8 protein-coding genes are annotated in these 21,416 nt (G+C 54.4%); 7 read left to right on the top strand and 1 reads right to left on the bottom strand.

Features of this window, described 5'->3' with window-relative positions; genetic code table 11:
• The first annotated feature begins 84 nt into the window (after positions 1-84).
• The 7 genes from IX84_RS12775 (at position 85) to IX84_RS12745 (ending at position 19,554) form a co-directional block, all read left to right on the top strand.
• Positions 85-957, top strand: coding sequence for an ABC transporter ATP-binding protein (locus tag IX84_RS12775; protein WP_044221146.1), 873 nt, complete (start codon positions 85-87; stop codon positions 955-957).
• A 12-nt stretch (positions 958-969) separates the two neighbouring features.
• The gene (locus IX84_RS12770; protein ID WP_044221143.1) at positions 970-4,557 is read left to right on the top strand and encodes an ABC transporter permease/M1 family aminopeptidase; all 3,588 of its coding nucleotides are present in this window, start codon (positions 970-972) and stop codon (positions 4,555-4,557) included.
• Positions 4,558-4,802: 245 nt separating this feature from the next.
• Positions 4,803-11,267: a lectin-like domain-containing protein gene (locus tag IX84_RS12765; protein WP_044221141.1), complete on the top strand. Its 6,465-nt coding sequence runs from the start codon at positions 4,803-4,805 to the stop codon at positions 11,265-11,267.
• Between the two features lie 164 nt (positions 11,268-11,431).
• A complete protein-coding gene (locus IX84_RS12760) occupies positions 11,432-12,181 on the top strand; it encodes a redoxin domain-containing protein (RefSeq protein WP_072013657.1) in 750 nt (249 codons plus the stop codon).
• A gap of 207 nt (positions 12,182-12,388) precedes the next feature.
• Positions 12,389-13,468: a hypothetical protein gene (locus IX84_RS12755; protein WP_044221135.1), complete on the top strand. Its 1,080-nt coding sequence runs from the start codon at positions 12,389-12,391 to the stop codon at positions 13,466-13,468.
• Between the two features lie 3 nt (positions 13,469-13,471).
• Complete coding sequence (locus IX84_RS12750; RefSeq protein ID WP_044221132.1) at positions 13,472-14,413, top strand: AAA family ATPase; 942 nt, start codon at positions 13,472-13,474, stop codon at positions 14,411-14,413.
• Positions 14,414-14,415: 2 nt separating this feature from the next.
• Entirely contained in the window at positions 14,416-19,554 is a 5,139-nt protein-coding gene (locus IX84_RS12745) for an N-acetylmuramoyl-L-alanine amidase (RefSeq protein WP_044221129.1), read from the top strand.
• On the opposite strand, the gene IX84_RS12740 is transcribed toward IX84_RS12745, so the two are convergent.
• Positions 19,551-21,365 carry an ABC transporter ATP-binding protein gene (locus IX84_RS12740; RefSeq protein ID WP_044221126.1) on the bottom strand — a complete coding sequence of 605 codons (1,815 nt, stop codon included), beginning with the start codon at positions 21,363-21,365 and terminating at the stop codon, positions 19,551-19,553. The two genes, IX84_RS12745 and IX84_RS12740, sit on opposite strands and share 4 nt — an antisense overlap.
• Positions 21,366-21,416: the final 51 nt, after the last annotated feature.

The raw sequence follows: 21,416 nt of genomic DNA, 5'->3' as shown, positions 1-21,416 counted from the left end.
CGAATCCTCACCCCGCTTAGTCCAACCACCTGCTTCCAAATAATATATGCTCCCTATCATTGCACTCAGAACAAAACCCGTGCAATGGAACTAACCATAGAACACCTGAGCAAAACCTACCCCAACGGCACTCAAGCCCTGAAAGGCGTAAGTTTTTCCATCCCTAAAGGCATGTTTGGGCTCCTGGGCCCAAATGGCGCCGGCAAATCGACTCTGATGCGCATCATTGCTACCCTGCAGGATGCAGATGAGGGCAGTGTGCGCCTGGGCCATTTAGACATTCTCAAAGACAAACAGGCGACCCGCCAAATCCTGGGCTACCTGCCACAGGAATTCGGGGTCTACCCCAAAGTATCGGCTACGGCCATGCTCGACCACATCGCCATGCTAAAAGGCGTGCAAAACAAAAGCGAGCGCAAAGAACTGGTCGAAGCCCTGCTCCACCGGGTAAATCTGTACGAACACCGCAAAAAGGCCGTGAGCAGCTACTCCGGCGGTATGCGGCAGCGCTTTGGCATTGCCCAGTGCCTCATTGGCAGCCCCCAGCTGATCATTGTGGATGAGCCTACCGCCGGACTAGACCCCGGAGAGCGCAACCGGTTCTACAACCTGCTCTCGGAGATCGGTGAGAACGTCATCGTCATCCTCTCCACCCACATCGTGCAGGACGTCAAGGAACTGTGCACCAACATGGCGATCATCAACGAGGGCCACCTCCTCTTCACCGGTGCGCCCGATGCTGCCCTTTCGGAAATGAGCGGCAAGGTCTGGGAAAAGTCGGTCGCCAAAGCCGAACTGGACCGCTACAAAGCAGAGCATCAGGTCATCTCCTCCAAGCTCGTAGCCGGGCAGCCCCTCATCCACGTGTACAGCGAGGCGGCCCCGGGCGATGGCTTTGAGGCGGCTGACCCCAGCCTGGAAGACGTCTTTTTTGGAAAAATCTTTGGTGTCAACTAAAACCCCAACCCTATGCTTACCAATATGCTACAATTTGAGCTTCGCTATTGGCTGAAGCGGCCAATGGTTTGGGTGTTTTTGCTGCTGAATACCCTGCTCGTCTTCTTCGCGGTCACGAGCGACAATGTCACCATCGGGCAGTCCTACGGCAGCGTGCATAAAAATGCGCCCTTTGTGCTGCAAGGCATGTACGGCAATATGTCGATCATCATGCTGCTCATGTCTACCGCCTTTATGCAGGGCGCGGCACTGCGGGACTTCAACAACAATACGCATCAGATCATCTTTTCCACGCCTTTGCGCAAGTTCCCTTACCTGATGGGGCGCTATCTTGGCGCTTGTATCATTGCACTGATCCCATTATTGGGCGTGACCCTGGCTGGCATCCTGGGTAGCTTTGCCCCCTGGGTAGCCCCCGAACAGCTCGGCCCCCTAAACCTGAGCGGCGACCTCTGGGGCATGCTGCTTTTCGGCATCCCCAACACCTTGCTCATCGGAGCGATTATCTTTGGTATTGCCACGCTGACCCGGAGCACTATCGGCTCTTTCATTGGAGCTTTGGGTGTGCTGGTGGGGTATGGCGTCGCCGTCTCTCAAACTTCCGATCTGGATAGCGAGTACATTGCCATGCTTGTAGACCCCTTCGGCCTGAGCACTTTTCAAATCATAACAAAATACTGGACCGTAGCCGAAAAGAACACCATGACCCTGGGCGCTCACCCCATGATGCTGCTCAACCGGGCGATATGGCTGGGCGCAGGCGCCCTAATCTGGTTCCTGACTTACACCCGTTTCTCTTTCACGCTGCGCAATAAGAAAAAGAAAAAGCAGGCGGATACTGCGGAGGAAGTAGCCTCTACCACATCGGTAGCGCTTCCAAAAGTGGCCTTGCAGCAGGGCTTTGGGGTATACTTCCGTCAAATGCTGAGCCAGGCCCGCCTCGACTTTATGGGTGTGATCAAAGGAGCGCCTTTTCTGGTGATCCTGCTGTTCGGTATTCTGAATATGGCGCCTGGCATCGCCTCGGTCAATGGTAGTTACGGACTAGACCTATATCCCGTTACCTACCGAATCATCGACAATATCCGGGGCTCCATGTATTTGTCGGTTATTGCCATCCTGATTTTCTACTCCGGCGCACTGATCTGGAAGGAGCGGGACGCCAAGGCAGATGAAATCTACGGTAGCCTGCCTTACCCGAACTGGGTGCCGGTGATTTCCAAAATACTGGCCATGACGGGCATTATTGCCGCCCTGCAGCTGATTTCTATCCTTACCGGAGTAGTCGCACAGACCATCAAGGGCTATACCAACTTCGAATTGGGGGTCTACTTCAAAGAGCTGATGGTGCTGGACCTGCTGGGCTTCTTTTTTGTAGCCGTGTTGTCCATGCTTTTCCATACGCTGATCAACAATAAGTACCTGGCGTACTTTGCCGTGGTGGCTTTTCTGATTGTGAATGCCTTCATCTGGCTGCCGCTGGATGTTTTCAGCAATATGCTCAGCTTTGGGGCTACACCCAACTACACGTACTCCGACATGAATGGCTTTGGGCCTTTTATCCCCGGGCTTGTCTGGTTCAACCTGTACTGGTTCCTGTTCAGCCTGCTGCTGATCGGTGGGACGGTCTTCTTCTGGGTGCGCGGAAAGGATACCGTTTGGAAAAATCGCCGGCAGGCTGCTGCTGCAGGCTTCCGCCAAAGCCGGTGGCCAATGATTGGCTTACTCGGGCTTTGGGTCCTAACTGCGGGCTTTGTTTTCTACAATACCCAAATGCTGAACGATTACGATACGCCGAAGGCTTCCAGAAAGCTAAGTGCGGCATACGAAAAGACTTTTTCCTACCTGGAAAAACAGCCGCAGCCGCACATCGTGGATGCGAAGTACGAAATCGACCTCTACCCTGAAGCGCGCGACCTGGACGTGAAAGCCCAACTGCACCTTACCAACAACTCCAGCCAGCCGATTGACACAATGGTCGTGAACCTCATTGATGACTTTGAAACCGAAATTACCATTGAAGGAGCCCGGCTCGTGCGGGAAGAAGCCGACTTCCAAATGCAGTTCTATGCTTTTGAGCCTGCCCTGCAACCCGGCGACACCATCAGCATGCAGTACACCGGCAAGATCGACCACCGGGGCTTTGAGAATGAAGTCAGCAATACCTCCATCGTACCGAACGGTTCCTTTTTCAACAATACCGAAATCACTCCCAGCTTTGGCTATCAGAAGAGCCGGGAAATTTCGGAAAAGCGGTACCGCAAAAAGTACGATCTGCCGGAGCAGGAAGCCATGCCATCCCTACAGCGCGAGTGTGCCGATGCCTACGTCTGCCGCCATCACTACCTCGGGCTTCATGCCGACTGGGTAACCGCGGAAACCACGATCAGCACTGCCAAAGGGCAGACGGCAGTCGCACCGGGCTCCCTGGTGCGCAAGTGGGAAGAAGGCGACCGGGCTTACTTCCAATACAAGCTTGACCACCCGTCTATGAATTTTTATTCCTTCATTTCTGCCGACTATGAAGTGGAACGGGAAAAGTGGCAGGACGTGGATGTGGAAGTCTACTATCAGGAAGGGCACGAGTACAATGTGGAAAACATGGCCAGCAGTATCCGCAATTCTCTGGCATACTATTCCAAAAACTTCTCGCCCTACCGCCACAAGCAGGCCCGGATCATTGAGTTCCCGCGCTATGCCAGTTTTGCGCAGGCTTTCCCGGGCACGATGCCTTACTCTGAAGGCATTGGCTTTATCGCGGAAATCGAAGAAGACCAAAAAGATGTGGACATGGTCTATTACGTCGTAGCGCACGAGATGGCGCACCAATGGTGGGCGCATCAGGTTATCGGTTCGGGCATGCAGGGTGCTACTCTGCTTTCTGAAACCCTCGCGCAGTACTCCGCCCTGATGGTGATGGAGGAAACCTACGGGCAGGAGCGTATCCACAAATTCCTAAAGTACGAGGTGGACAGCTACCTGCGGGGGCGTGGCCGGGAAACGGAACGGGAAAAGCCCCTCCTCGAAGTCTACGCCAATCAGGGCTACATCCACTACCGGAAAGGCAGTGCGGTGATGTACTACCTCAAGGAGATGATTGGGGAAGACCGGGTGAATGCAGCGTTGCGCAGCGTCATCGACTCCTTTGCCTACCGGCAGCCGCCCTACCCCAATGCCCATCACTTGGTGGATGCCTTCAGGGCGCAAACACCAGACTCCCTGCAATACCTGATCACCGATATGTTTGAGACCATCACCTTGTTTGACAACCGGGTGCAGGAACCTGCCTACCGGAAGCTGGACAATGGAAAGTACGAGGTTAACTTCACGGCCTACGCCACCAAGTTCCGGGCAGACTCTCTGGGCACAGAAACGGAAATCCCAATCCGCGACTACATAGATGTGGCTGTATTTGCGGAGCCCGAAGAGGACGAAGAGCGTGGCAGGGTGCTGCATCAGGAGCGCCTGCTGATACAGAAAAAGGAAACACCAGTCAAAATTGTGGTGGATGAACGGCCCTACGAGGTGGGCTTCGACCCCAACTATTACCTCATTGACCGGATGCCGGATGATAATGTACAGCGGGTGAAATCGGAATAAACAGCCCGTTATGAATAAACAAGGGGCAGAGGGGTAGCCCAGGTGGGCATACCCCTCTTGCTGTTTCATAGCTGACCAAAAATACGTTCAATTGTATTTTCTTTTTTTGTACTTTTGTAATGGCTGATACCCTTACTCCATTCATTCTCCCTATCCATAACCCTGATGAGCCCCTGCTTGTAGCTCAATGAACTGCGTTGCGGTAATCATCCCGCATCCCCTGTTAAGAAATAGCAAATACTGCAATGAGAACACTTTTACTGCCTTCCTTTCTACTGATGGCACTTGCAATTTATGGACAGATCCCCTGCAATGGAGAATTCCTGCTTTCGGGCACTGCTGTACAGCAGGGCGACTGCATTCAGCTGACAGCAAGTACCACCGCCCAACAAGGCTGTGCATGGCTCAATACGCCCGTAGACTTCAGCCAACCATTCACCCACAATATGTCTGCCAATTTCGGAGTCGTGGACGGCAGCGGGGCAGATGGCATTTGCCTGATCTACCAAACAGGTGGCCCGACCATTTGCGGAATATCAGGAGGTGGCATGGGGGCACAGGGCATCGCCAACTCATTTATCGTAGAGTTTGACACCTGGGACAATGGTTCACTTCAATCAGATATTGCGCCCGACCACTCTGCCATTTCCATCAATGGTGATCTCAACAATCAGCAGAACGGGCCGGTAGCCTTGCCCAACATAGAAGACGGGCAAAATCATACTATTACCTTTTCGTGGAACCCGGTTGGCAATCAGTATACGGTAGTCTTCGACGGGAATACCATCATGTCAGGCTCTTTTGACATCATCAATCAGTGTTTTGGCGGCAACACCCTGGCTTACTGGGGTTATACGGCCTCTACCGGAGCGGCTTTCAACACTCAGTCGGTTTGCCCAATCCTCCCTCCCCCTATTCCCACTGATGCAGGAGCGGATGTCATCGTGCCCTGTGCCTCTGCGCAAATCACACTGGATGGCACCGGCACCGCTGTAGGGCCCTACACCTACTCCTGGTCTTCGCCAAACGGCGGCACCATTATTTCCGGGGGCAATACACTCACCCCAACGGTGATGGGCGCGGGCACTTACATCCTCACCCTCACCGACCCCAACGGCGGCTGCCAGGAAACAGACGAGGTCGTGGTCAATATCGACCCTTTGGAGGTAAATATCAATGCACCGGCTTTCGCTCCCTGCGCCGGGGGTGAAGTTTTGCTGGATGGGAGTGCCTCCTCTTCCGGCGGATTCATCACCTATCAGTGGTCTACGCCGAACGGGCTTTTGCTTTCTGCTCCCAATCAGCCCACCGTACTGGCAGGCGCACCGGGCACCTACACACTTACAATTACCTACAATGACGGGCAGGTTGTTTGTACCGAACAGGAAAGTGTAACCCTGCAGCCTAACATCGATATCCCGGTTGCCACAGCCACAGGCGGTGATATTACCTGTAACAACCCGGTCGTTGCGCTCAATGGCTTAGGTCCTTATATCGGGCCTCAGTTTTCCTACCAATGGATCACTAGCGACGGCCTCATCGTTAGCGGTGCCCAAACCCTGACCCCGGTCGTAAGCCAACCTGGGCTGTACACGCTCACAGTCGTCAATACCAACACCAACTGCATGTCTCAGGTCACCGTAGAAGTAGAGGATGAAACCGACCCGCCGGTAGCAGCCGCCAGTGCAATTGGGGAGCTGGGTTGCAATACCAGCCAGGTCACCCTGACCGGCGCTGGCTCAGCTACCGGACAGCAAATCGAGTACAGCTGGCAAACCAATGACGGAAATATCGTCTCCGGGGCTAATACCCTGACGCCCACAGTGGATGCCCCCGGGAACTATGTGCTTCTCGTTACGAATGAGGAGACAGGTTGCTTTAGCATAGCTGATGTTACCGTTGCAGCCAGCGCGCCCGGCCCTGCGGTTGATATCATTGTCACGGATACCCTAAACTGCGCCATCGAATCCGTCACGCTGGATGCCAGCGGTTCTGAGCAATCAACTGACTTCATCTATGACTGGACGACTACTGATGGGCTGCTACTGTCCGGAGCGGATACGCTAGTGGCTACCGCCGGAGCGCCTGGCACCTATTATTTTTCGGTTTCAGATACGCTTACCAATTGCATCACCACCGACTCTGTAGTGGTCATTCAGCAACTGAGCATGCCGGTAGCCGATGCTGGCCCTGATCAAAGCCTGGATTGCGGTACCACCTCCGTTAGCCTGGATGGATCGGGCACCGGCCTCCCGGCGGGTTATGTCCCTATATGGTCCACTCCAAACGGCAGCCTGCTGAACGGTGGGCAAACCCTGACACCAACGGCCGGAGGTCCCGGCCTATACATACTGACAGTGCTTGATACCATCACCCAATGTTCAGGTACAGATACCGTCCTGATTGTCAATGATGGGAATGTACCCTCCGTAAGCATCGCCATGCCAGATACCCTTGACTGTGCAACCTCAAGCATTGACCTTATTGGGAACGGGGCGACAGCAGGAGGTAATGGCTTTACTGTCGCCTGGAGCAGCACTGATGGGCACCCAATCACCAATGCCAGCCAGCTGACCGCTACGGTTACGGAGCCGGGCACCTATACGCTGGAAATTCTGGATACCCTCAACGACTGCTCGGCAATTGCCTCCGTCCTTGTTTTACAGGACACACTCCTCCCCATCGCTTCAATTGAGGACACCGATACGCTTACCTGCACAAACACCATGCTGGCGCTGGACGGTACGGGAAGCAGCTCAGGCCAGATTTTTGACCTGCAATGGAACACCAGCGACGGCCATATCATTACCGGTTCAGAAACCTATACTCCTGTCGTAAATGAGCCGGGCACCTACGTACTTGAAGTGCTAAATTTACAGAACCAGTGCTCCTCCACCGCCAGCATTACCGTGGCGCAGGATACTACCGCGCCTGTGGCCAATATCATTCCGCCCTCAACGATCACCTGTGCTTTGCCTGCCGTGATGCTTTCTGCCCAGGGCACCAGCACAGGCCCAAATATAGCATACAACTGGTCCACCACGGATGGAGTGATCCTAAGTGGCACACAATCCTTAAGCCCGGAGGTCAATGCAAGCGGCACCTACACCTTACAGGTTGCTAACAGCCTAAATGGTTGCAGCAGCACCGCCACGGTCTTTGTGCCGGCCGACACCCTGCCTCCTGTCGCTGCTGCAGGCCCGGATGACACCCTCAACTGTTATCAGCCTGCTCTGCAACTGGGCAGCAGCAACACCTCAGCCGGCAGCCGCTTCACCTATGACTGGTCCGGCAGCAGCCCAATTACCGGGGACACTACCACGCCTATGCCGTTAGTAGAAACAGGTGGCACCTTCCAGCTCGTTGTTACAGATACTGTGAATGGCTGCCAGGCTTCCGACAGCGTGACGCTTACCGAAGACTTCGAGGCTCCTGTGGCCACACTTGCTATGCCTGACACGCTCAACTGCGTAGACAGCCTCGTCACCTTAAATGGCAGTGGCTCTAGTACCAACGGCAACTTCAGGTACGAGTGGACGGCTCTCAACAGTGGCGTCATGTTTGTTTCTAACAACCCCACCGCAGAAGTTACGGCAGCAGGCCCCTACGTGCTGGAAGTCGGGAATCTGGACAACGGCTGTACGGCAACTGATACCGTCGAGGTGTTCCAGGATACCAACCTGCCCGTTGCGGCGATTGAGCTGGCCGATACCCTGACCTGCGCTCAGTCACAGGTTACCCTGAATGCTGCTCTGAGCAATTCCAATAACAACCTTAGCCTGCAATGGTCCACAATGAACGGGAATATCCTGTCCGGACAAAACGGATTACAGCCTGTCGTCGATGCACCTGGCGTGTACGACCTTGTGGTTACCGACCTCAACAACGACTGTACCGTAAATGCCAGCGTTGCAGTAGCCATAGACACCGTATCACCGGCTTTAGCGCTAAGTCCGACCGGGGTACTCAACTGCCGGGATACCATACTGACCCTAAATGGCAGCACTCCGGCTCCTGCTGCTCAGTGGACCTGGAGTACCACAGACGGCAACCTCCTTAGTGGTGCGGACACCCCCACGCCGGCGATTGATGCGCCCGGTACCTATCAGGCCACAGTGGTTAATCCGGCCAATGGCTGTACCAACTCTATCTTCCGTACCGTACTGCAAGACATCGCCTTGCCCAACATCACCATTGCGCCAGCTGCCGTGCTCACCTGTACCCGAACCTCCGTCCTGCTTAACGGCTCCGCCTCTGACCAGGCTCCCGGATGGGAAATCACCTGGCAGGCACCCGATGGCAATAGCATCAATGACACCTTGCTCGCTGAAGTGGACATGCCAGGGACCTACACGCTCGAAATTCTAAACACGGACAACTTCTGCCGGAACATGGCCGCCATATCGGTTGTCCAGGACACCCTGCAGCCCACAGTGGCCCTGCTACCTGCGGACACCCTGGATTGCGCCACCCCAACCATTGCCCTCAGCAGTAATGTCAGCACCACCGCCGCCCCAGCCTACCAGTGGACTTCTGTCGATGGGCAAATCCTTTCCGGTGCCAACAGCCTGAACGCCACGGCAGGAACTCCGGGCTGGTACTACTTCACCGCAACCAATGAGAATAACGGCTGTCAGACCGTCGACAGCCTGCTCGTATTGCAAGACACGATTGCCCCTGCCCTCGCCACCCTTGCACCTGCGCCACTGACCTGCACAGCCCCTCAAACCTGGCTGAATGCAGCAACCGGCAGCAACCCTACCTGGACTTACAGCTGGACTGCTGCCAACGGGGGGCTCCTCAACAGCCCGGCAGACAGCAATGCCGTTGAAGTGACGGCCGCCGGTACCTACCAGGTGTTGGTCAACAACCCGGAAAATGCCTGCACGGCCACCCAGAGCTATACCGTAACGATGGATACCCTATCGCCCATAGTCAGCATAGCCCAGCCGGATACTCTGAACTGCGCAGTCAGTAGCGTCCCCCTGGCCGGCAATGGGTCAGATTCAGGGAACGGCTTTAGTTTGAGCTGGAACACAGATGATGGCCAATTGAGCGGACAAACCAATCAGCCTGATGCTACGGCAAATGCGCCCGGTACCTACACCCTGTTCATTGAGAACCTGATCAATGGCTGCACCGCCAACCAAAGCGTTGTCGTTCCTCAGGATACGCTTGCACCCATCGCCCAGATTGCTGTAGCCGACACCCTTAACTGCAATAGCAGCAGCATCCTTCTTGACGCTACCGGAAGCAGCACTGGCAATACCTTTGCCTACGCCTGGACCACGGGCACCGGACTGCTGCTGAGCGGCGCAGATGGACTACAGCCGGAAGCCGGAGCCGCCGGGGAATACACATTGGAAGTCACGAACCTGCAGAACTTTTGCAGCACCACCAGCAGCGTTACCGTACCCATAGATACCCTTTCGCCAACCGTTTCCCTGGCACCGCCCGCTGTACTGAACTGTGATCAGAACAGCGTCCCGCTCAGCGGGGATGTCAGCAACGCCGGCACCGGGTATGACCTGATTTGGAATGGGCCTGCAGGCGGGTTTTTATCCGGGCAGGATGGGCTCGAACCGGTGGTAGCTCAACCTGGTACTTACAGCCTGACTATTACCAACCCGAATAACGGGTGTTCTTCAGCTGCCAGCGTAGCAGTTACGCAGGATATAACGCCACCAACAGCCGCCGCAGGCACCGACTTTATCATCCCCTGCTTCCCGGAGCTCCGCCAACTGGATGGCAGCAATTCCTCTACCGGGCCCACATTCAGCTATAGCTGGAGCAGTACCGATGGGGCAATTCTGGATGATAGCACTACGCTCAATCCTGCCATCGATGCACCGGGCACCTACACCTTGCTGGTTACGAATACAGAAAACGGGTGCACGGCCACCGATGCCGTAGAAGTCAGTCAGGATATACCGGAAGCGACCTCTACTACCATTCAACCATTGTGTTTTGGAGATTCCGGCCAAATCAGCTTTGAAAATATATCCGGTGGAGCGCCGCCCTATGTGTACTCTATCAATGGCGGAGACACTTATGAAAATACACCAAGCTTCCAGGTACAGGCGCCCGGCACCTACACCCTCATCGTTCAGGATGTCAACGGGTGCGAAGCGGTACTTACCACGTCAATCGTACAGCCGGATTCCCTGGTGGTATTGATGGCTCCGGAAACTGCAGAAATCAATTACGGCGAAAGCCAGACGATCCAACTTCAGTCCAACTACCCGCTGGGTGAGCTGACGAACATCACCTGGTCCCCTAATCCCGGGCTAGACTGTTACGACTGCCTAAGCCCGGTAGCAAGCCCGAGGCTTTCCACGGTGTATCAGGTAACCGCCACCAACGCTAATGGCTGCCGGGATCAGGCAAGTATCCGTATTATCGTCAAAAAAGACATCCCGGTTTATATCCCGACGGCCTTTTCCCCAAATGGCGATGGCAACAACGACTGGTTTACGGTTTATGCCGGGCAGGGCACCATCACCAATATCCGCTCCATGCAGATTTTTAACCGGTGGGGCGAGCAGGTCTTCCAAAACCATAACTTCCAGCCCAATGTACCAGCAGAAGGCTGGGACGGGCTCTTCCGCAATCAATACCTAAATCCAGGCGTGTTTGCCTATGTGGTAGAGGTGGAATACTTTGATGGCACCACTGATTTGCTAAAAGGGGACGTCACCCTGGCCCGGTAAGGGAAAACAGGTCTCCTGGCAGGCATTTTGGCAGAATACGTGCGGTTATTGGCTGCCCGGTGCTACATTTGATTTTAATTTTTCAACTCATAAACCTCAGCTTCATGAAGTAATTTTTTACCCTTTTTACCCTTTGCCTCAGCTTTCAGCTGGCTTTTGCCCAGGTGTCCATCACGGAAGCGCCTGATTTCACCCTCACGGATATCCACGGAGAGGAACACCATTTATACGATTTGCTGGACGATGGCAAATATGTCATGATCAAGCTTTACGCCTACTGGTGCGGCCCTTGCTGTTCTACTGCTCCGGCAGTGAAAGAGGTCTACGAAAACTTTGGCTGCAACTCCGGCAACCTCGTTGTCATAGGGCTGGAAGCCGATGGTACCCTGGCACAGACTGAAGCCTTTGAGAATGACTGCGGCGCTGCCGGCGGTTTCCCGGTGGTCAGTGGGCTGGACGGAGGCGCCAGCGCTGTTGTTGACCAATTCAATCCTTTGGCTTTCCCTACCGTCATCCTCATTGCCCCTGACCGTACGATCGTGGAGCAAGACATCTGGCCTTTCGAAGTCGACGGTGCTACAGCCCTTGTGGAAGGCTACGGCCCCGCACAACAGGAATGCGCACCGGTCAGCACGGCTGACGCAGCACTGATTGCGGGTTTCGAAGCCAAAGCGCAGCCCAATCCATTTGCAGAGATGCTAAGCATTACCGGCCATACCGATACCCCGGCGCGTATACAGGTTGAAGTCCTGAACGCACTTGGGCAGATTGTACTACAGCATGATGCCGGGCAGTGGACAGCCGGTGAACACACCACTAGCATCCCTGCACAACAGCTTCCTAAAGGACAGTATTTCGTGCATCTCCGTGCGGATGGTGTGCCTGCTGCAACGCTTAATGTGCAGAAACAATAACTAATATGATACCCTGCGCCAGGCTTTGAACTGGCGCAGGATAATCTCACTCCCCCCGATACCCTGCGTGTATTTACAATTCCTGCCTCGTTTCCACAGTGTTCCGACAACTACCGCTTTTTACAATTTATTTTTCCTTACATTTGAAAAGCGAAGCTTCACCCTGAGGCTTCCCAAAGCGGCACCATACAAACACTAAAACCCTGCATGCGGTACAGCCCTGAAGAAATCGAAGGTTTCGAGGGCCAGCTGGATTTGCTGGTCCGGAAGCTCAACTTCATGAAAAGTGAGCTGGGGCGTACTATTGACCCAAACGCAAAGTTTGCCATAACGGAAGAAATTGCCCAGATGGAAGGGCAAATCTCTGATCTCAAGGGCAAACTCAGCGCTGCTCATGGCCTGCCCGTTGCAAATCAAAAGGAACGGCTTGCCGAGGCTATCCGGCAGCTCAATATGGATGAGGAAGAGGAAATCGGGCTGCTCCACCTCGTGAATTGCGACCGCCACCAGATGGTAGACAAATTCTGGAACGCCTTTGATGAGAAGGAAGAAGAGCACTTTCAGTTTTACTTCATTACCGGCTGCCCCACGCAGATGCCGCCCAGTTTTGCAGAGCGTATGGTGTACGAGCTTTTAGTCGAAGAGCTGGATGGGGAAAGCGATGCCCTCCACATTCTCACTCAGGAAGACAATGGCCGCCTTCGCATTCAGGACCTTCCACTGGGTAGAAATACCCGCAAAAGCCAGCAACGCTTCAAAGCTTACGTACAGGAACGCTTTCGCTTTGCAGACACCCAGTCGTTTGATACTTTCATTGAGACTGGCGTGCCCAATCTGCCCTACGACTACGTGGCCGTCGTTTTCGAACTGCACGAACGCAAATGGAGCAGTTTCCTGCCCGAATACCTGGAGTGGATGATTGAGACCTTCAAAAATCCGAATAAACAGGTCCCTAAATTCTTATTCTTCTTCGTGTTTTATGTCGATGGGCAGCATCTGGGCGGACTTAAAAGTGAACAGAAGTCCATACTCACCGCCCTGAGCGAGCTGACCGTCCGCCATGAGACGACCCTGCTCACGCCTCTGCTACCCGTAGAAGACGGTGACCTGAGAGCCTGGCTGATGGACCTGGGGGAGCGCAACCCGAATCAGGTACAATCGGTGATCGATGCGATGGTGACCGGGCTGCGGGAAGAAGACCAGCTGCTGTTTCGTGACAAGCAGCAGTTCAACATGAAAGATATCGAAGAGCTTCAGGCTCTGATTTATAACATTGCAAATGAATAGGCTATGAGTTTCCATCTTTACGGTGCGGAAGGGCAACAGGCATTGCCGCCCATCACCCTGAACGAACGGATCAACGACCCGGCATTATACCTGCCTGCACCCGGCCTGGTGAGTGCAGTCAATGTGGCGCTCAACCTCGGGCTGCCGCTCTTGCTCACGGGAGAGCCCGGCACTGGTAAGACCCAGCTGGCTTATCATATCGCACATTATTTTTCATTGAGTGATGTGCTGGTGTTCAATGCACAGACCACCTCATCGGCCAAAGATTTGTTCTACCGGTACGATGCACTGGGCCACTTCCAGCACAGCCAAACCCAGCCGGATGCGCTAAGTACCGAAGAGATCGAGCGCCGATACATCCGTTACCAGGCGCTGGGCGAAGCCATCCGGAGCGAACAACGCCGCCTCGTGCTGATCGACGAAGTGGACAAAGCGCCCCGCGACCTGCCCAACGACATCCTCGCGGCCCTGGAACGCCTGGAGTTCGATGTGCCGGAGATCGATAAAAGCTATGCCACAAGCAAAGACAACCGCCCTATCATCATCATGACCTCCAACTCGGAGAAAAACCTGCCGGAACCCTTCCTGCGCCGGGTTGCCTTTTACCATATTGACTTTCCTACAGCCCAGGATCTCCTCCACATTCTACAGCGAAAAGTCGAAGGGTATCAGGGCACGGAGGGTGAAGTCAAGCTACAGGCCATCATCGACCACTTTGAGCATATCCGCTCCCGGACCTCCGTCAAGTTACGGAAAGACCCCGCTACAGCAGAACTCATACAATGGGCCGCCCTACTGCATAAGCTCGGCTTTGGGGTCCGGCAGCTCAGCGATCCGGGAAGCCTGTCAGAAAAAGCCCGTGCCGATCTGAAGCTTTCTTACTGTGTGCTGGCCAAAAACAAGGATGACCTTGACCAATTGTACCGCATGATTGACCAAGCTTAAGGATGGAAAGGGGATTCACATATCGCCTCGTAGCCGACCTGATACAGACCCTGGAAACAGAAGGGTACCAAATCGGGACCGGACAATACCTTCGGGTGCAGGAATTGCTGCGTCAGTTGCCCGATGGTATGCCCGCTGAGGAGTTGATGTACGCCCTCGGCCCACTCTTTGTGCAAACCCCACAGCAACAAGATCAATTTTACCGGCTGTTCCAACAGGCCCGGGACCGGACGGAGGCTTATTTCCGTGCGATTGACCAAGCTCAGAATACAACGGAGGAGATCCCCCTACTCCAACGCCGCCCCCGGAAGCTGCAGTGGCTTCTTGTGGCATTGGCCCTACTGTTAGTTGTGCCCCCTGTTATCGTTATCGGACTTTACTACCTGAAGGAGAGCACGCGCCCGTATGAGCGTATTTTTACCGTCAATGCAGGGGCATCTGCCAGCAGCTGTATACCGGACTCTGTTCTTCAGGAACACATAGGCAGCATTGACACCTTTGAGGTCGTCTACGCAGGCCGGAAGGGGCAGGCACTGGGCAGCTTCATGCTCGACCGCAACTGCCTGGAATATATCGCCCGCGACTCAGTGAGCGGACAAGACTCTATTCTTATCCGCTACCTAAACGGTGACCGCGAACTACTGGTCAATTTCCGGCCGGTCATCGAAGGCTATGCCGTTTCGCCACCAACTCCTGATAATAAAGAGCCTAAAAAACCTACTAATCCCAAATCAGGGCCCGCTACTACTGTCGCCCGCTCGGGGTGGAGCACCATCAGCCCTCCTTTTGACCATGACCTGTTTGCCTACAGCATAGAAGCCCCAAGCAAGCTACAGCAGTTGCTGGCACGCTACGAAGACCTTATTCGACTGGGGGGTTATATCCTGGCTTATGCCTTTCTGATAGCACTCTTGCTCTACCGGTTCAGACGACGGCAAAGCGAGCAAATAGCACTGGACAGTGACAAGCCGCCCTATGTATGGCATATTCGCATCCCTGAAGTAGAACACCTCCAATTTGGGCCAGCATTTCAGCGGCTCCTGAACCGCCTGCGGCAGCGGACACGGGGCGGTGTCTATCAGCTCGATGTGCCCGGTACGATTCGGGCGACCATTCAGAAAGCCGGCATGGCAGACTTTCAATACCGGCAGCAAACCCGGCAGCCAGAGTATTTACTGCTTATTGACCAGCAGTCTGCCCGCAATCACAGAGCCCGGTTATTCGACTATATCTTCCGCACCTTCCGGGCAAACGAGGTTCTGGCCGAACGATTCTTCTACGATGGTGACCCCAGGATATGCTACAACAAGCAATACCCCGATGGGATCACGCTCACCGACCTGCAACAGCAATTTGGATATGCGCGGCTCTTCATCATTGGGCAGGGGCAGTCGATGCTCAACAAAATGACGGGTAAGCTTGCTGCCTGGACGACGGTACTGGAAGGATGGAAAAGCCGCGCCTTGTTTACTCCAAAACCCTACGATAACTGGGGCAGAAAGGAACGTCGCCTGAGTCAGCGCTTCATCGTACTCCCACTGGAACTGGAAAGCCTGGAGATTTTACTCGAAGCTTCAGAAAACGACGAAGCCCCCACAGCTGAGGCTTGGCAAAACCGGCTGGCAGGGCAGCTGCGCCCTCCGGTTCAAATGGAAGGGCCCCTGCTGGATACGCTAAAGCGCCATTATCCTCAGCCGATGCTCGAATGGATTGCTGCCTGTGCCCTCTTCCCAACTTTACACTGGCATCTGACGCTTTACCTTGGCCGCTACCTGTCTACTGCAGAAGCCCCATTGCTTACCTACACCAACATACAGGAACTCTGCCGGCTACCCTGGTTCGTAGAAGGGAGCATCCCGGACAACGCCCGGCTGCAACTCACGCAGTGGCTGCAAACGGAGCACCCTGCCCTGCTACGCGCACTAAGGACCGAACTCAATGATGTACTCCGCCGCTATGCGCCACCGGCCGGCAGTGCAGCATTTGAAGAACATCAGTTGCACACTGCACTCAACGAATACCTTTCCCTGGGGCGCTCCGCCCGCAGGGACCAGCTTAGCCAGGAAATCGCTACCCTGATGGAAGCCGGCAACCCACTGGACGAAGTGGCTGCAGCACAGCTTAAGGCCCGACAGCCCAAATGGTCTGCCAAACTTTCAGATAAATGGAAAGAACGGCTGTATTGGCAGGGGTTGCCAGCATTGGGACTGAAGCACCTTTGGCGGGAAATGCGCTGGTTTATACCTGCCTTGTTTTTTGTGGCCGGCTTATCCCAAATGCCCTGGAATTTAAGCCTCAGCCCCTGCGAGGGTGCACTTGTTGCACTAAAATCTAAAGAGGCCAGTGACTTCGTATGTCTGAATGAGCGTACCGCCTGGCAGCTTTTCCTGGAAACACGTGCCCGGCAGCAGATTCAGACCACCCAGGATCCCATTTCCGCTATTTCCGCTGTTAGCCGTTCCCTGAGTTGCAGCCGCGGCCTTTCGGTGCTTGAGGTAGCCCGGGAAGACCAAACCAGTACCGCCCATAGTTGGGAATGGTACTTCCCAGAGCCCGGTGCTTCCCTTAACAGCAGCTGGGGCAGAGTCTCGACTTTCAGAGACTCCTTAATGATCACCCTTGATGCAGCCCCTGGTATTGACACACTGGACCAGGAACTTCGCGCCAACCTAGCCGTTTTGCTCTATAATAAAGGTGCTGAAATAGCCCGGCAAATGCCTGACAGCCTTTCGGGAGATGGCTCAGCCTGTACCTATTTTGCCGCAGCGCTGGCTATAGATAGCGTCCACTTACCCAGGGAGATCATGCAACAGTGGTGCGAAGGACAAGCTGGGTTTAGCCCGGAATGCCGAATCCTGGGCAAAAACATCGCTTTCCGCTCCCGCCCTGTCAGTGATGCCAAGCTGGAGGAAATCATGAGGCGGTTTCAAAACAATCAGGGAGATACGGAGCTCAATACCGATTGGGCACTCTTTCAGGTACCGGCTGGCACAAGGGCTACCCTACTGGAAGAGCGGGCACTGGGTTACTGGGCTGTCATTCGGGGCATTCCCGGCTATCTGCCGAAGTTTCCGGAAGAGGACAGCCTCCTGATCCCCTGTGAGACCCGCTACCGGTACGTTCAGGGGCAGGTCCTCGACGGCACAAAACAGAGCGCAGCTCCACTTAGTGGTGTAATGGTACTTACAGATCAGTATACTGCCATTACCGATGGGGAGGGCAATTTTACACTGGAAATCCCTAACAGGCTGGCAAAGCCCGGCCAGCTGGTCTTCTACCAGAAGGTTGGATACCAGCCCGACACCATCACTTCTGATCTTTCTCTGGAGCGCATCCCCAGTGTGCAACTTTATCCCGATGCTGATTATCTGGATACCAGTGCAGTGTACTCTGTTTCCTTTGTACTTCAAAATCTTTCAGATGGCAGCCCATTGAGTGATGTTGCCGTGCGGCTTATACAGCCAGACACCTTGGTGGGGCTGACTGGCCCAAACGGCAGATTAGACCTCTATGTGCCGAGGCCCGCCCTGGCCCGGAATGAGCGTGTAGCTTTTCAGTTTCAAAAAGAGGGCTTCCAGAGCAATCAGACCACCCTTAGCTTCCAGGAACTGGAAAAGGAAGCGGTGTTCCAAAAAATCGTAGTCCTAAAGCCCGAAGGGAATATTCCTGTGCAGCAGGATATTCCTCAGCAAACCGTAGAAGCCAGCACAGGCTCAAGATACCTGTGGTGCCTCAACCGAATCAGCCAGGACTACTACTCTCCCACCTTTGATGATGGCCGCACCCGTTTGGACGGACAGGAGATCATCACGGACCTGCTCAACCGGATCAAAGCTGGCCTCGAACAAAACAACATTTCTTATTTTGAGGTCAATCCTATCGGCAAACGACCTACGGAAGGCGAGCAGGTACAGCGGATCAATGCCCAGCCAGGGAATAAACTGGTGTTGACCTTTAGCTTTGGTTTCACCGGATCAGTCAGCAACCCAGCCTCGGCTACTCAGGACTTTGACTTCACTGGTGCAGGCTCTGGACTGGGCTTCGTCCTCAACCCAGCCTGGGCTACTCAGGACAAGGGCGGCATCAGTGCCCGTATCAACAGCAGCGAAAGCAGTGCTCGTCTGGCGGCCATTTTCATGGAGGCTATCATGCGGCAAACCAGCCTGCGCAATGCCAACCTGGCCACCGCCCCGGAGTCGCCTTCCCCGCTTTTGAATGGGCTGCAGGTACCTGTAGCGATCTTTCAAAATGGCTTTCTGACTAACCGGGAAAATGCCACTTTGCTGGTTCAGCCGGCTTTCAGGCAGGAACTGGCCAATGCCTATCTCAGTGCTATATACGCTATCGAGAGCAGCGGTTTGGCCAAAACCCCTGCCCCCTATATCGAAAACCGGGATGCAGACGACGATGGCATTGAAAACCGGCTTGACCGTTGCCCCTTCGAGCCTGGCGAAGGTACAAGCGATGGCTGCCCGGTAGAAAAAACAGACCAGGAAGCACTCGAAGCCGCACTGAGAAAGGCAACAGGTGTCTGGGAGGAACGGAAAAATACACCACAGAATTTCAACACTACCGGTACTATTTTCCCTGAGATTGGGGTACGGGGGCGATACGGCATTCTCAAAACACTCATTAACCCCGCTGCACTTGAGACGCTTATCGGCGAGCCTGTTTACCTGAGCGGCCCACATAACGGAGCCGATATTAACTTCAACGCTGAAGATGCTTTTGGATACTACAATCCGGCTTTCCTGACCAAACTCACGGACTACCTGAACATGGCTGCCCAAAACCAGGCTCTCCAACGGCAACTTCAACCGCTTTACAACCAGGAATTCAGACAAGTCATGCGTACCTTTTACCAGATGCACCAATTCGGTACGAGTCAGCAACAGCTGCAACGCCCGTTCCTGGAATTGCTGCGCAGTGTAACCAAAGAGCGCAAAAGTATAGCCGTCAATCGTTTTTTCCTGGACAATTTCCGCAACCTGCCGGGTGACGGAGACTCTCTTGAAAAAATGATGGCCGCCCGTTTTTGGTTCCGCCGTTCCATTGATGGTACGGATGAGGAATTCTATAATCTGATGCTGCTGACGCTGCAAACTTTTGATCCGGATTTTCTCTACAGACAGACGAATTAATCATACCCCTGCGCCTGCAGGTGGAAAAGCTCTGCGTACTTGCCATCCTTTGCAATCAGCTCCTCGTGGCTGCCAAGCTCCAGCAATTGGCCGTGCTCCAGAAAAAGGATACGGTCGGCCATGCGGACGGTAGAGAAACGGTGGGAGATAATGACCGCCGCTTTACCTTCTATCAGTTCGGAAAAGCGTTGGAAAACCTCGTGCTCCGCCCGCGCATCAAGGGCAGCAGTGGGCTCGTCGAGAATAAGCAATTGCGCATCCCGCATGTAGGCGCGTGCCAGGGCGATCTTTTGCCACTGCCCGCCACTGAGGTCAACTCCTTTCGCAAAGCGCTTGCCCAGAATTTGGTCGTACCGCTCGGGAAGGGTATCCACAACCGTATCTGCCAGGCTTTTCTGCGCGGCCTCTTCAATAGCCAGGCTATCCTCTAAGGCGCCAATATTGCCGATGGCGATGTTCTCGCCCGCTTTGAGCTGAAACCGGATGTAGTCCTGAAAAATGATGCCGATGTTATTGCGCAACTCCGTCAGGCTGTACGCCCGCAGGTCCACACCATCAATCAAAATACGCCCCTCCGTGGGCTCATAAAGCCGGGCCAATAGCTTTACCAGAGTAGTCTTTCCTGCGCCATTCTCCCCCACCAAAGCCAGCTTCTCCCCTGGCCGGAGCTGAAAAGAGAGGTTCCGAATGGCCCAGTGCTCACTATTCGGGTACTTAAAACTGACATGCTCAAACACAAAGCCCTGCTGAATAGCCGTCGGAAATGGCAAACTATCCGGGGCGGAAGTGATGGTGGGCTCAATCTCAAAAAACTCAAACAAGTCCTGCAGGTACATTGCTCCTTCCGCAATACGGGAAAAGCGGTTCATAATGCCCTGCAGCCGGTTGCGCATCCGTTCGAAAGACCCGGCCAGGAACGTCAGCGTACCTACTGTGATGATGCCGCCTACGGCCTGCGTGATGATGAAAACGTAGGCCCCGTAATACGATAAAGTACCTATAGCCGAAAGTCCACTGCCCCAGGCGGCCCGCCGGATGGCAATCTTGCGGTTGGCGTGGTAGTACCGGTCAGACAAATCAGCAAAGCGGCGGGTGATGAAACCCGATAGGTTGAAAATTTTCACCTCCTTAGCCATTTGGTCGCTGGCACCGATGTAGCGCAGGTAGTCCAGCTCACGCCGTTCGGGTGTCCAGCTACGGGTAAGGGAATACGTGCGCTGATTGAAGTGCGTTTCCCCAAGGAAGGAAGGGATGACCGCCACGATCAGGATCAGGATCAGCCAGGCATTGAAGGCGATAAGCCCTCCGGCAAGGAACAGGACGGTAACGATATCCTGCATTTGGGTGAGCACCTGCGACATGAGCACGGTACGTCCGGTAGTCTGCCTTCGGGCCCGCTCCATTTTATCGTAAAACTCGGCCTGCTCAAACTGATAGAGATCAAGCCGTGCCGCATGCTCAATAAGCTCTACGGAAGTCCGGTTGGCAAACAAGTCGCCCAGCAGGCTGTCCAGCAGGGTAATGCCTCGGTTCATAAGGTCAGAAACGATGGCGAGGGCAAACTCCAGGCCCACCATCGTCCAGAGGTAAGTGGTATCTGTACTTTCACCATCGATCAGCAGCAAAATGGTGTCAATAATTTCTTTGCCTACGTATAGGACGAGCAGCGGCACTGCCGATTTCAGTAACCGTAGCAGTGCGTTGGCCAGTGTCATACCCGGGCTGGCTTTCCAGATCAGCCGGAAAAAGCGCGGCAAATTGCGCAATGCTTCGAATTGCTCCCGAAAACTTCGTTTTTTGTCGTCTGCCATATTTCTATGAACCCACAACACCTATATTAGTTGTACACCCAAGACTAACCA

Origin of the sequence: Phaeodactylibacter xiamenensis (assembly GCF_000759025.1) — a bacterium.
GTDB lineage: Bacteria > Bacteroidota > Bacteroidia > Chitinophagales > Saprospiraceae > Phaeodactylibacter > Phaeodactylibacter xiamenensis.
The sequence above is the reverse complement of the archived record's forward strand: the minus strand, read 5'-3'. Positions and strand labels throughout refer to the sequence as shown.

Coding starts and splice junctions, on each gene's coding strand:
- IX84_RS12775 (WP_044221146.1), top strand. CDS start 85: ATGGAACTAACCATAGAACACCTGAGCAAAACCTACCCCAACGGCACT.
- IX84_RS12770 (WP_044221143.1), top strand. CDS start 970: ATGCTTACCAATATGCTACAATTTGAGCTTCGCTATTGGCTGAAGCGG.
- IX84_RS12765 (WP_044221141.1), top strand. CDS start 4,803: ATGAGAACACTTTTACTGCCTTCCTTTCTACTGATGGCACTTGCAATT.
- IX84_RS12755 (WP_044221135.1), top strand. CDS start 12,389: ATGCGGTACAGCCCTGAAGAAATCGAAGGTTTCGAGGGCCAGCTGGAT.
- IX84_RS12750 (WP_044221132.1), top strand. CDS start 13,472: ATGAGTTTCCATCTTTACGGTGCGGAAGGGCAACAGGCATTGCCGCCC.
- IX84_RS12745 (WP_044221129.1), top strand. CDS start 14,416: ATGGAAAGGGGATTCACATATCGCCTCGTAGCCGACCTGATACAGACC.
- IX84_RS12740 (WP_044221126.1), bottom strand. CDS start 21,365: ATGGCAGACGACAAAAAACGAAGTTTTCGGGAGCAATTCGAAGCATTG.